This window comes from Halarcobacter sp. (assembly GCF_963675975.1).
GTDB lineage: Bacteria > Campylobacterota > Campylobacteria > Campylobacterales > Arcobacteraceae > Halarcobacter.
Window position 1 is genome coordinate 2,018,514 of the sequence record NZ_OY780939.1, and the last position, 15,929, is coordinate 2,034,442.

Consider the following 15,929-nt stretch of genomic DNA (forward strand, 5'->3'; position numbering starts at 1 on the left):
ATGGCAACTGATAACAACTATATCAAATATCAAAACAAAAGTGTAAAAATTGTAGGTAAACCTGCAAAAGGTGAAAATGTATCTGTATATGTTAGACCAGGGGATTTAGTAGACTTTCAAATACCTGGACTAGATTTAGAAGATTTAATTTATCAATTAGTTGGTGGTGATATTGTAATTGATATACCAGGTGAAGGAACATTTACCTTTGTATCAATGGCTTTAATGGGCTACAATGATACTCCTCCAAGATTTATTAGTAGCTCAGGAAGAGAATTTTCATTAAGTGATATCCTTTCAAATGTTGAAGATATAAATGCCTTACCTATTGATTCGCTTGTTTCAAGTGTTGATGTAAATATTCCTGATAATACTGCCAAAAAAACTGTTGAAGGTGATGCAACAGAAAATAATCCACAATCTACTCCACAAATAATAATCCAACAAGTAGAAGAAGTAAGTGAAAATGATTTTATCTCAGAGTTAGAGGCTGAAGAAGATTTTCAAGTACCTCCTGAAGAATCTCCTGAAGTTGTAGAAAATGATTATACAAGTTTTGATGATAGTTCTTCTTCAAATAGTTCAAGTAGTGATCTTGAAGAAGAAGCTCAAACAGAAGGTTCTAAACCTACTTTTGATTTTAAAATTGATATTCAACACGTGTCTTCTTTAAATACTTATGGTAATGAAGGAACAACAAGATTATTAAATGTTGAAGGTGGTGGTGGAATTGGATATGAAAACTATTATCCTACCACAGAAGAAACTATTAATAATTTAGATGTACCAGAATTATTAAAACAAACGGCAGCAGAACTTTTAGATTATAGATATATAACTAATACAAAAGCTGATAAATTGATTATCAATGCAGATAACGCAAAATATTTTGATGAAAATTTGATTTCTAGAAAACTTGAATTGATAGCAGATTCATCAGAAGGTTTTGAAATCGAAACAATCAAATTTAGTTCTGATGAGTATCCTCCAGGATTTTTTATAGAAAATGCAACTAGAAATGGAGATACATGGACTTTATTAAAAGATAATCCAGATACAGAAGAAATAGATGGTTTTACAATAAATGGAAGTGGTAATTTAGAATTTAATTTTACAGTAAACTCTCAAGAAGATAGTAATTTTGTTTTTAATATTGAAGCAACTTCTATTTTTGATATTGAAAATATTCCTGAAGATGAAAGAGACGAGTTTGAAGAGCCTTTAGAAAAGGAATTAGTTGCAGATATGCAATTTGGAGTTAATTTTAGAGCAATCACTAACCCTGATGAAACTTTTGAATATCTTTTTGAATCTTTTGCAGATTCAAATGGTAACATGATTGAGACAGGTTTTGTTGTAAGTACTAACTTAAATGATAACATTATTTATGGATCTGAAACTTTAGTAAATACTATCACAGGTGGTTTAGCAGACGATACAATCTTTGGTGGTGAAAAAGATGATACAATTTTTGGAAATACTGGAAATGATACATTATTTGGTGGATTAGGTGATGATGTTATTGATGGTGAAGAGGGTATAGATACATTAGATTATTCATCAATTGATTTAGATAGTAATGTAGGAGTTGATGCCAATTTAACTACAGGAGTTGTTACAGGAAATGGTACTGATAGTGTTTCTAATATAGAAAATATTATTGGAACACAAGATAATGATACCTTAACAGGTGATAGCAACACAAATATTTTGCAAGGTGAAAATGGAGCCGACACACTATATGGATTAGATGGAATTGATACCTTATTAGGTGGCGATGGAAATGACTTTTTAGATGGTGGTTTAGGTGATGACTTATTAGATGGTGGTGCAAACGGGAAAAATGGAGATACCGTATCTTATGAACAAGCTACAAGTGGTGTTGAAGTTATCTTAGAAGTTTCTGAGGATAACCCTGGTGTAGGTAGTGCAAATAGTTCTGAAGGTGTTGATACAATTTTAAATGTAGAAAATATCATAGGAACAAACTTCAATGATAATATTCAAGCAAATGAATCTAAAAATACACTATTTGGATTAGATGGTAATGATACAATAAATGCTTACGATGGAAATGATTATATAGATGCTGGAGCAGGTGATGATACCTTAATTGGAGGAAAAGGTGATGATTACATTGATGGTTCAGATGGAATTGATACTTTAGATTATTCTAGTGCAGAAAATGGAACAGGTGAAGTAGTAAATTTATCTATAAATGAAGCAAGTGGTGGAGATGGTTTAGATGAAATATATAATATTGAAAATGTAATTGGAACAAAATATTCTGATACCATAATTGGAGATAGTATAAATAACTATTTAGATGGTGGAAAAAGTGATGATACCCTAGAAGGTAAAGAGGGTGATGATATTCTAATTGGTGACACTGGAGATGATGTTCTAAATGGTGGCTTGGGAAATGATAGTATTAGTGGTGGAGAAGGTATTGATACAGTAGATTATAGTGATACCGAAGAAGGTGGAGTTGTAGTTAATCTTGGATCTACTTCCGCACAAGATACTCAAAATGCAGGGACTGATACATTAGACTCAATTGAGAACCTAATAGGTACTTATTACAATGATACAGTTTGGGGTACATCAGAAGACAACATAATTGAAACAAAAGATGGAGATGACTTAATTTATGCATCAGTAGGAACTGACGAAATCGATGGTGGTGCAGGAAAAGATAAAATTAGTTTTCAAAATAGTTCAAATAGTGTTACAGTAGATTTATCTACTTCAAATGAACAATCAACGGGATATGGTGATGTAACGATTATAAATATTGAGGATTTAGATGGTGGAACTCAAGCTGATACACTTACTGGTAATGTTGATAGTAATGAAATAAATGGTTTAGGTGGAGATGATATTATTGATGGTGGTGCCGGAGATGATATTTTATTAGGTGATTCTGGAAATGATACTATTATTAGTGGAGAAGGTAATAATTCAATTGATGGTGGGGCTGGAAACGACACCGTAAATTATGATAAAGCTGATTCTGTAGAGTTGACACTTGCAGATAATGGAGCAGAAGCTACAGCTACTATAGGTACACAGCTAGATAGTGTAAAAAATATAGAAAATATAGTAGGTTCTTTATATAGCGATACATTAGGTGGAAATTCTGAAGATAATATTATAGATGGAAACTTAGGAGATGACTATTTTATTGCTAGTGATGGAAATGATAGTTATATTGGTGGTTTAGGTAGTGATACTATAGATTATAGTAGTAGAGATTATAGTATTAATGTTAGATTAGAAGATAGTGCACCTACTGATATTGTAGATGGTACATTTGTTGATAGTATATATCAAGTTGAAAATATAATTGGTTCAAAACAAGATGATACACTAATAGGAAACTCATCAAGTAATATAATAAGAGGTCAAGAAGGAGATGACACCATTTCAGGTAGAGAAGGAAATGATTACTTGGATGGGGGTGCAGACATTGATTTATTAGATTATTCATATGTAGATGATGTAATAACTAATAGTCAAGGTGTAAGAGTTGATTTAGAGTCAGAAACAGCAATTGATTTAAATACAAATGATAAAGATATTGTAATAAATTTTGAAAATGTAAATGGTACTAGATATGCTGATACTATATATGGAAATAGTGAAGATAATATATTAGATAGTGGTGCCGGAAACGACATATTAAAAGGTGGAGCAGGAGATGACACCTTTTTAGGTGGAGATGGTATTGATACGGTTGATTATAGTGATGTTATTGAAGATTTAAATGTAGATTTATCAACTTTAGTAGGAAATAAACAAATTTCACCAAGTCAAGGTACTGATACCTTTAATTCTATCGAAGGAGTTATTGGAGGTACTGGTGATGATATTTTAATTGGAACGGATGGTGCTAATAGTATTGTTGGAGGAAGTGGAGATGATACTCTAATAAGTTCTGGTGTTACTGATACAGTAAATGGAAATACAGATTATCTAGATGGGGGAACAAATACTTCAGCTGGAGACTGGGTTAGTTTTGATTTTACAACAAAAAATATTTCACTTGATTTATCTAATACTTTAGCACAAGACACAAGTATTGGTAAACTTGTAATAACAAATGTAGAAAATATTGAAGGAAGTTTTGGAGATGATTATCTAAGAGGAAATTCAGATAATAATACTTTAAAAGGAGGATTTGGAAATGATACTCTTTTTGGTAGTTCTGGAAATAATGTTTTAGATGGTGGTAGAGATTCAGATTCATATCGAGTTACAATTACAAATACAGGTACAACTTTTATTTTAGCTGTTGGTGGTTTTACTTTTAGTACTGCAGCGGCGGCTGAAGGTACTATGCTTGATGATATAGTTTCACAATTTAATATAGCAAATACTGATGGAAGCTTAGGAAATATAATAAGAGATGGAAATCAATTATTAATTCAAAGTTCTCAAACAATAAACATAACAAATGGAACAAATAGTGTTTCAAATTTTATTGATGTTGCTGATTATACAACACTAGGTACAGGATTTATAGATGTTGATTTAACTAATGCAACACAGCAAGTTACACTATCTGATGGATCAACTGATACCTTAATTGATATAGAAAAAATTGTAGGGTCTAATCAAGATGACATTATTAGTGGAGATTTAAATAACAATACCTTTGAAGGTGGAGCTGGAGATGACATATTAAATGGACAAGCTGGGGATGACTTACTATTAGGTGGTATTGGTAATGATGTGATTAATGGCGGTGAAGGCTCTGATGTAATGAATGGAGGTCTGGGAAATGATACATTCGTTGCATTTACAAATGATGGAATCGACTCAATAGATGGAGGTATCGGAAATGATACTCTTGACTATAGTTTAGAAACAGGTAAATTAAATATAGCTTTAGATGGAGTAAACGAATCAACTGTATATATAGATTCAGTTGCTAATGATAAAGTTAAAAATGTAGAAAATATAGTTTCAGGAAGCAATGATGATACTTTAATTGGAGATGATTTTAACAATACTTTTATCTCAAATGCCGGTGATGATACATTAAGTGGTGGAATTGGAGACGATTATCTTGATGGAGGAAATGAGGCTGATAATTCAAGTGGAAACGATTGGGTTGATTACTCAAGAGCAATCTCTACAGGAGTTACTGTTGATTTAAGAAAAACAACTTCACAATCAATCAGTAGTTCAGAAGGTAACGACACTTTAGTTAATATTGAACACATAATTGGGTCAGATTTTGCTGATACATTAATTGGTAATGAATTTGATAATACATTAAGTGGTGGTTTAGGTAATGATACTTTAAAAGGTAATGCTGGTGATGATTTCTTTGAAGGTGGAAGTGGAATCGACACAGTTGATTATAGTGATGTTACAGAAAATTTAAATGTAGATTTAGCAAATTTTACAGGTACACAACAAGTAGCAGCTGGACAAGGATTTGATAGTTTTGATTCTATAGAGGGAGTTATCGGTGGAAGCGGAGATGATACCTTAAAAGGAACAAATACTAAAAATGTTATAGGTGGATATGCCGGAGATGACACATTAATAGGTTTTGGTGGAGATGATACTATTGATGGTGGAACAGGTATTGATACAATCGATTTTACTTATACTTCAAATGATGTTACATTAGATTTATCACAAAGCTCTGCACAAGTAACAGGTGAAGGTACTATATTAGTAACAAATGTTGAAAATATTCAAGGTGGAGATGGAAATGATAATTTTATTGGAAACTCTTTACAAAATACACTATTAGGTGGAAATGGAAATGATACCTTATTTGGTAATTCAAATAATAACTTGCTTAATGGTGAAAGTGGAATTGATACAGCAGATTATTCATCGGTTTCAACAGGATTAGGAATAAAAGCAGACTTAGATAGTGCTGTAGATAAAGTAGAATACAATGTATCTTCAGTCGATACTTTAATAGATATAGAAAATATTAGAGGAACAAAAAATAGTGATGAGATTATAGGTGATACAACAGACGGTATAGATAATATTTTTGAAGGTATGGCTTCAGATGACACAATATCAGGTGGTTCTGGAGATGATACAATTTATGGTAATAACATTAGCAATGATGTATCAGGTGGTATTGATGGTGATGATACTTTATCTGGTGGAGCAGGTGATGACTCTGTATATGGACAAGGTGGAAATGATACCTTAATTGGAAATGATGGAGATGATATATTAGATGGAGGTATTGGAAGTGATACTGTAGATTATAGTTATTTAGATACTACTTCAAATGGTGTTGATGTTGACTTGACAAACAATTCTGCTACAGAAAGAACTTATACTGATATTTTAGTAGATATAGAAAATGTAACAGGTACTATAAATAATGATTCTTTCATAATGAAAGAAGGAACTATCACAAATATAATTAATGGTAAAGAGGGTGTTGACTTAATTGATTATTCAAACTTTATTACTGCTATTAATGTGGATTTAGGTGAAACAAATTCTCAATCAGTAACATTAACAGATAGCGATGTTATCCTAAATATTGAAAATTTAAAAGGAACTATCTTAAATGATAGAATTACAGGATCTTCTACTGATAATAGTATTGATGGAAATGAAGGTAATGATACTTTCTTCTCTAGTGATGGAAATGATATATTAAATGGTGGAGTTGATGCCACTTCAAATGATATTGATGTGGTAGATTATTCAGCTGCAAGTCAAGGTATTGTAGTAACTAATGGAGATAGTGTAGATAAAAAAGATGGTTCAGTTGATACTTTAATAGGAATTGAAGAGATACAAGGTACTGATTATCAAGACACTATGACAGGTTCTTCTTCTAATGATATTTTTAAAGGTGGAGATTCAAACGATTCTTTATATGGACAAGATGGAGATGATACTCTTTATGGTGAAGATGGAGATGATATACTTGTAGGTGGTTTAGGGAATGATGAGTTAAGAGGTGGTACTAGTATAGGTGGTACGGGAGATACAGTAGATTACAGTAGTAGAACAAATGGTGTTAATCTAACTTTAAACTCTGGAACTGGAACTGCATATATTGATACAGCATCTGATGGCTTACAAGGTACTTCTACAGGTGAAGAAGAAGATAGGTTATATGAAATTGAAAATATAATAGGTTCTTCTGTTGATGATATTATTGTTGGGGATTCAAATAATAATATTATAGATGGAGATGCAGGTGATGATACAATTACAGGATCTGCTGGTGCAGATAGCCTTTTAGGTGGTACAGGTAATGATACTTTTGTAGATACTAATTTTACAGGAGATACTATTGATGGTGGAGATAATACACTTGCCGGTGATACAATAGATTATCATAACTTATCACAAGGTATAAAAGTAACCCTAAATGATAATAATACAAGTCTAACAACTGTTCAAGTAGGCTCTGATACCTCAAATCATAGAATTGAAAATATTGAAAATATAATAGGTTCTGATGAAATAGATACTATAACAGGAAATAGTTCAAATAATATACTTGAAGGTAGAAATGGCGATGATACTTTAGATGGTGGAGCAGGAAACGATACTCTAAGTGGTGGAAACGATAATGATACTTTACTTGGATCAGATGGTGATGATATTTTAAAAGGTGATGCTGGAAATGATATTTTAAAAGGTGGAGCTGGAAATGATATTTTAGAAGGTGGAGCAGGAAATGATACAGCAGATTTTTCTGACGCTACAGCTGGTATAACTGTAGATTTAGGTGCTACAGCAGGAACTCCTGTAGATATTGGAGCTGGTTTAGGTTTTGATACTTTTGATTCAATTGAGGGTGTTATTGGTGGAGATTTTGATGATGAACTTAGAGGAACATCATCTCAAAATACACTTATAGGTGGAGCCGGAAACGATACTTTATATGGTTTAGGTTCTGATAGTGGTGCTGACTATTTAGACGGAGGAGATGGTGATGAAGACTTTGTAAGTTTTAATTATACAACTCCTGTAAATATAAGAGTTGATTTAAGTGATGAAAATGCACAAGATACTGATGGTGTAAATGGCGTTGATTTAATTATCAAAAATATTGAAAATGTTGAAGGTGGTGGTGCAAATGATATTATCATCGGAAACTCTTCAGATAATACTATATCTACTTTAGGTGGAGATGATACTGTTTATGTTAGTGGTGGTGATGACTATATTGATGGTGGAAGTGGAAATGAAACTTTAGGAGATACTGTTGATTATACTACAGCTAATGGAATAACTGTAACAATACAAAATGATAATTCTATAGAAGTAATTAAATCAAATGGTACAGATACCTTAGTAAATATAGAAAATCTAGTTGCATCAGATGGTGATGATATTTTAATTGGTAATGATAGTGACAATGTACTATATGGTGGTGCAGGTGATGATACATTTGATGGCAAAGATGGAAATGACTCTTTATATGGTGAATCAGGAAATGATACTTTTGTAGGTGGCTTAGGAGATGACTATATTGACGGTGGAACAGAAATTGATACAGTTGATTATAGTAATAGAAGCGATGGTATTGATTTAACTTTAGTAAATGGAGCTGGTACAGCTTATATTGATACTTTAGATGATGGAATCAAAGTTCACACTACAGCACCTGTTGCAGAAGAAGAGGACACTTTAGTAAGCATTGAAAATGTAATAGGTTCTCAAGATCATGACTATATTGAAGGTGATATCAATTCAAATATAATTATTGGTGAAGCAGGTGATGATACTTTAAAAGGTGGAGCTGGTTCTGATACACTAGAAGGTGGAGTAGGTTCAGATATATTAGAAGGTGGAGCAGGTTCAGATACCCTTTATGGACAAGAGGGCGATGATACATTTATCCAAAACTCAGGTGAAACTAATGGTGATATAATTTATGGTGGTAGTGAAGCTGATGCAAGTAGAGGTAGTGATACTGTTGATTACTCATCAAGTGACCAAGGAATTATTGTAAACCTAAATGATTTAGGTTTATCTAGTGTAACAATAGGGTCTAGTATAAATGACCATTATTTATCAAATATAGAAAATATCACGGGTACTACAGGTAATGATACAATTGAAGGTGATAGTGTAGATAATGTTTTAGATGGTGATTTAGGTACAGATACAATTTCATATGAAAATGCTACATCTTCAGTAACAGTAAATTTAGGTTCTGATATCAATAGTGATATTAATTTTGATTTAACTTCAAACTCAATTAATGCTTCTTCAGGTCAAAGTGCAACAACTGGTACAGATACTTTATTAGGATTTGAAAATATTGTTGGTTCTGCGAATGCAGATACTTTAATAGGAGATTCAAATACAAACACAATTGATGGTGGTATTGGAAATGATTTACTTTTAGGTGGAGCAGGAAGTGATAGCTTTATTGGTGGAGTTGGTAATGATACTGTTTCTTATGCCCTTGAAAGTTCAGTAAATGCTTCATTAAGAAATGGTACAGGATTAGTTGGATCAGATACAGACCAATTTACTAGTATTGAAAATCTTATTGGTACAACTGGAAATGACACTATAGAAGGGGATAGCAGTAATAATACCTTAATTGGTGGAGATGGAACAGATACTTTATCTTATGCAGGTGCTACTTCTTCTGATAACACAGGGGTTACTGTTGATTTATCATTAGATACTGTAGTAACAGTAAATGATGGTACAGATGTAATAAGTGGTTTTGAAAATCTAATTGGTTCAACAAAAAATGATATTTTAACAGGTGATTCTGGTATTAATACAATAGATGCTGGAAATGGTGATGATATTATAAAAGGTGGAGCTGGTGCTGATATTTTAAATGGACAAAGTGGTAATGATACTTTTATTATAGATGATTCAAGCATTGATAATGAAAATGACCAAATTAATGGTGGAGGAAACACTGATACCATAGATTATAGTTTAATAAATTCAGCATATCATATAGATGTAGATTTATCAGTTCCAACAGCTATGGTATTAAATGGAACTACAACATTAGATATTGATACTATAAGTAGTATAGAAAATATTATCGGAAGTTCAAATAATGATACTATTACAGGTGATGCTCAAAATAATAGACTTGAAGGTTTAGCAGGTGATGATACCATAGATGGTGGAGCAGGTGAAGACTCTTTATTAGGTGGAGCTGGAGATGATCTATTTATTCAAAAAGATGGGGAAACAACAAATGATATTATAAATGGGGGAACTCATGATACTTTTGGTGATACAGTTGATTATTCTAATGTAAATTCAAACATAGATATTACTTTATTAGATGGTGTTGCATCAACTGTAAATCTATCAAGTACAGCTGATCATACAATACAAAATATAGAAAATATTACAGGTTCATCTCTAAATGATACTCTAACAGGTAATAGCTCAGTAAACACACTTCTAGGTGGAGCAGGTGATGATACCATAGATGGTGGAGCTGGTGAAGATTATTTAGATGGTGGAACTTCAACAGCTGTTGGTAACACTTTATCTTATAATAGTTCATTATATTCAGTAAGGATTGATTTAGGTACTAACAGTGCAATCTCAGATTTAGATGGAGATGGATTTAGTTTTGATGCTAGTGGAAACAATTTAGATTTAGAGGATGAACAAGATTCAATTTTTAATTTTAAAACAGCAGATGGATCTTCTCAAGATGATATTTTAATTGCAGGAGCTACAGGGAACACGCTATTAGGAAATGGTGGAAATGATACTTTAGTAAGTGGTGCTTCAGATGATTATATGGATGGTGGAGAAAATAGTGATACTTTTATTCTGGGAAGTAATGAGGCATTAAATGGTTCAGATACTGTAATTGGTGGTACAGGAAAAGATACTGCTGATTATAGTGGTATTACAGATTCTTCAAGAAGTATAAGTGTTGAATTAGAATCTTCAGAAGTTAAAACTGTGACAATTAATGGTGCAGCTAATGACACTCTTCAAGATGTTGAAAATGTAATTGGTGGAGCAGGTGATGATAATATTATTGGAGATGGTAATGTTAATACCTTAGTTGGTGGAAGTGGAGATGACTTCCTTGATGGGGCTGATGGAAAAGATTTATTATATGGTGGAGATGGAGTAGATAGTATTTTAGGTGGTGATAAAGAAGATACTATTTATGGAGATGCTGGAGATGATATTTTAAATGGTGAAGAGGGAGCTGATACTCTATATGGTGGAGATGGAGATGACACACTTTCTGGTGGAGAAGGAATTGACTACTTAGATGGTGGAGCAAATACATTAGTTGGAGACAGTGTAGATTTCTCAGCAGAATCTGGAAAACTAGATGTTAATTTTAGAAATGTAGATGCTAACGGTTATTCTCAAGCACTTTTAGACAATATTGGAGATGATTATTTAAAAGATATTGAAAATATTAGAGGTACAAATCAAGACGATTATATTGGTGGAAATGCTTCAAATAATACAATAATAGGATTAAATGGTAATGATACTATTGTTGGAGATGCAGGAGATGATTATTTAACTGGTGGAGAGGGTGATGATATCTTCAAAGCTGGTTTAGATACAGATGGAAATAAAATATTAGAAGATGGAGATGATGGAGCAGATTTCATAGATGGTGGTTCATTATCTCAAACTTCTGGTGATACTATTGATTATAGTGCAATCTCTCAATCTATAAATGTAACACTAAATGGTTCAAGTGATGCTACAGTAGTTGTAGGTGATTTGGATGCTAATAATACAGTAGGTGATTATAAAGATGATACTGTAAGAAATATAGAAAATGTTATTGGTTCTAGTGTTAATGATACAATCAGTGGAGATAGCAATAATAATACTTTAGAGGGTAGAGCTGGAGCAGATACTTTATTTGGAGCTGGCGGTAATGATGTTTTAGATGGTGGAGCTGGTAATGATACAGCTGATTATTTAAGCGCTACTAATAAAATAGTTGTTGATATGAGTTTAACTAATGGTGAAGTTACTCAAGATGGTGAAGGTGCAAGTGATAATCTAATAAGTATAGAAAAAATTGTTGGTTCTTCACATAATGATACTATGAGTGGATATGACCAAGCTGATACATTATACGGAGGTGCTGGAAGTGATACTATTTCTGGAGGAAGTGGAGCTGATGATTTAAGAGGTTATGGCTTAACAACAGGAGTAGATAGTGACATTGATACTGTATCTTATGCTTATGTAGCTAGTGCAGATGAGGTAAATGTTGATTTAACAGCAGGTACTGCAACAGTAGACGTTTCAGGAGATACAAGTGATACAGATACTTTAAGTGGCTTTGAAAATGTGATTGGTGGAGCTGGAAATGACACTATTAGAGGTTCATCAACATCAAATGTTATAAAAGCTGGAAGTGGTGATGATATTATTACAGGTGAAGCTGGAAATGATAATCTTCAAGGTGAAGCTGGAAATGACACTTTTATAGCAACAGGTGCAAATGACGGTGTTGATATAATCGATGGTGGTATTGACAATGATACTGTTGATTATAGTGTATTAGGTGTAGGCAATGAAATCACTTTAACACTTGCAGAAATAGGAAGTACTAATCAAGTCACCATTGCAAATGGTGGAGATGCAGATAGTTTAAAAGATATTGAAAATATTATTGCTTCTCAAGGGGCAGATACAATTACAGGTAATAGTGATACAAATACTATCTATGGACAAGCAGGTAATGATCAAATTAATGGTAATGCAGGAGATGATACACTTTATGGTGAAGATGGAGATGATACACTAAAAGGTGGATTCGGTGATGATTATATCAATGGTGGAGCTAATGGAAGTGAAGGGGATACAGTAGATTATTCTGATGCAACTTCAGGTGTTACTGTTGATATGTCTGGAAGCTCAGTTTCTGTTGGTGCAGGGCTTGGTACAGATACTTTAGTTGATATAGAAAATGCTTTAGGTTCAGATTATGATGATACCTTTATCACAAATGAAAATGCAGATAATAAATTTTATGGTGGTAACAACCAAGCAGTAGGTGATACAGTAGATTATTCTTCTAGACTTACAGATGCAAATGATAAAATTGTAGCAGATTTAACTACTGGAAATGTAGATATTTATAATGATGGTTCAGTAACTTCTAATGCTACAGATACACTTTTTGATATAGAAAATGTTACCGGAACTTCAGGAGATGATACAATCTCAGGGGATGCAAATAATAATACAATTATAGGCTTAGCAGGTGATGATACTATTTCAGGTTTAGATGGAATTGATTATTTAGATGCAGGAACTGGAAATGACGATAGAGTTGATTACTCTTATAGTAACGCAGGGGTAACAGTAGATTTAGAAAATGGTACAGGTATTATAAATGCCGGAGATAGTGATACTTTAATAGGTTTTGAAAATGTAACAGGTACAACAGGAAATGATACTATTATTCTTAAATCAAATGCAGGACTATTAGCGGGGATTGAAAATGAAATTGATGGTAATAGTGGAGATAACGATACAGTAAGTTATGAAAATTATACTGACGATTTAACTATTGATATGACAGCTGGAGCTACTGCTACAGGTGATAATGATATTTTAACTAGTATAGAAAATGCTATTGGTGGTACAGGAGATGATACTTTTATTTCTGATACTTCAATTGATAATGAATTCGATGGAAATAGTGGTCAAGATACTGTAGATTATAGCTCTTCTACAAATACAGTTGCTGTTACATTAACTGGTTCAACAGCTGCAAATGTTACTTTAGGAAATGGTACAGTTGATAGTGTTAAAAATATTGAAAATGTTATTGGTGGTACTGTAAATGACACAATTATTGGAGATACAAACAATAATACATTAGAAGGAAATGCTGGATTAGACACACTTTCAGGTGGTGCAGGAGATGACTATTTAGATGGTGGTAGTCAAAGAGATTCCTTATATGGTCAAGGTGGATTAGATACTATTTATGGTGATGCAGGAGATGACTATATTGAAGGTGGAAGTGATAATGACCTGATTTATGGGGATGATTTAGCAAATAGTGTATCAGGAAACGATACTTTATTTGGTGAGAGTGGTGATGATACAATATATGGTGGACAAGGTAATGATACCTTAGATGGTGATGTTGGAAATGATACACTTATGGGTGGAGATGGAAATGATACCTTAAGAGGTGGACAAAATAACGATGTTTTAAATGGTGAATCTGGAATTGATACGGTAGATTATCAATATGCAAGTGGAAGTGTTACAGTTGATTTAGGTGATGATGGTAGTACTTCTCAAAATATAGGTGCAGCAGAAGGTTTTGACAAACTTTCAAATATTGAAAATGTTATTGGTTCAAATTATGATGATACTTTCTATGGAGCTAATGATGTATCAAATCTATTTACTGGTGGTATATCAGAAGATGGTGAAATAAATGGAGATACAGTTGACTATAGTACAAGTTTAGATCAAAGTGCAGATAGTATAAATGTAGATTTATCTGTAAGTGGTACAGTAACAGTGACTGATGCAGATGGAAGTGGTGCTGCAGATACATTAGTTGATATTGAAAATATTACAGGTTCGGCTGGAGATGATTATATTGGTGGAGATTCTGATAACAATACTCTTAGAGGTGGAGATGGAAATGATACTCTAAGAGGTGATGCAGGAGATGATTACCTTGATGGTGGAAACAACAGTGATACAGTTACTTATGCTGGTGAGAGTTTAAATGTTGTAGTTGATTTAAATAATGATGTTGCAACAGGTACTGGAATTGGTACAGATACATTAATAGATATAGAAAATGTTATTGGTGGTGATGCTAACGATACAATTATTATGAAAGAGGGAGCAATTGCCAATGACATAAAAGGTGGTTCAGGCTCAGATACAATTTCATACGAAAATTATACAGCTTCAGGTGTTAATGTAAATCTAAGTACAACAGCTTCTCAAACAGTAGCTACTGGAGATAATGATACTTTAGAAAATATAGAAAATATTATAGGTTCTGACCTTGATGATACTTTTATAGGTTCAAGTGTTAATAATACTATAGAAGGTAATGCTGGTTCTGATACATTTATAGCTGGTACCGATATAGATAATGACGGAAATTTAGATGCTTGGAGTGATGATGGTGCTGATACTTATGATGGTGGTGCTGGAGTTAACGACTGGGTAGATTATTCTGTTATTACTGGTGATGGAGCTGGTGGTGCAAATGGTATTGAAGTAACTTTAGATACAACAAATCCAACTACAGTTACTGTTCAAGGTCAAGCAGGTGTTGATACTATTGTAAATGTAGAGCATATTTCAGGTACACAAGATTCAGATAGTATCCAAGGGGATATGGGGAACAACTCTTTATTAGGAAATGCAGGAGCTGACATTATTAACGGTGGAGCTGGTGCTGATAAAATTTATGGTGGTTCAGAAGATGATATTTTATTGGGTGAAGCTGGTAATGATACACTTTATGGAGAGAGTGGAGATGATACTCTAACAGGAGATGTTGGAGATGATATTATTTATGGTGGAGATGCCACAACAGATTCAGGAAGTGATACAGTAGATTATACAAATGCCTTAGAGAGTTTAACTATCAGATTAGATACAAATTTAGATACAGATAATGAATTTGGAAACTATGATGCTGTTGGTTTTTCAGATGGAGCAAGTGGTGAACAAGGACAAGGTGATGATATACTGTATGGTATAGAAAATGTTATTGGTTCAAATTATGCTTCTGATATTGTTTATGGAAGTCATGCTGATAATATAATTTCAACTCTTGCTTCTGCAGATACAATTACTGGTTACAATGGAAATGATATTATCGATGCAGGAACTGGAGATGATTTAATTTATGCTACAGATGCAAATGATGGGTCTGATAATATAGATGGTGGTTTAGGAAATGATACTTTAGACTACCAAGCTATAAC

General features: G+C 32.9%; 1 protein-coding gene (only partly in view). It reads left to right on the forward strand.

Features of this window, described 5'->3' with window-relative positions; all coding sequences use genetic code 11:
- A protein-coding gene (locus ACKU3H_RS10025; protein ID WP_320033715.1) for a calcium-binding protein crosses the window boundary here: on the forward strand, positions 1-15,929 show its 5' portion. Its footprint extends 14,065 nt past the window's final position; the window shows 15,929 of its 29,994 coding nt (coding positions 1-15,929); its start codon is at positions 1-3; the stop codon falls past the right edge of the window.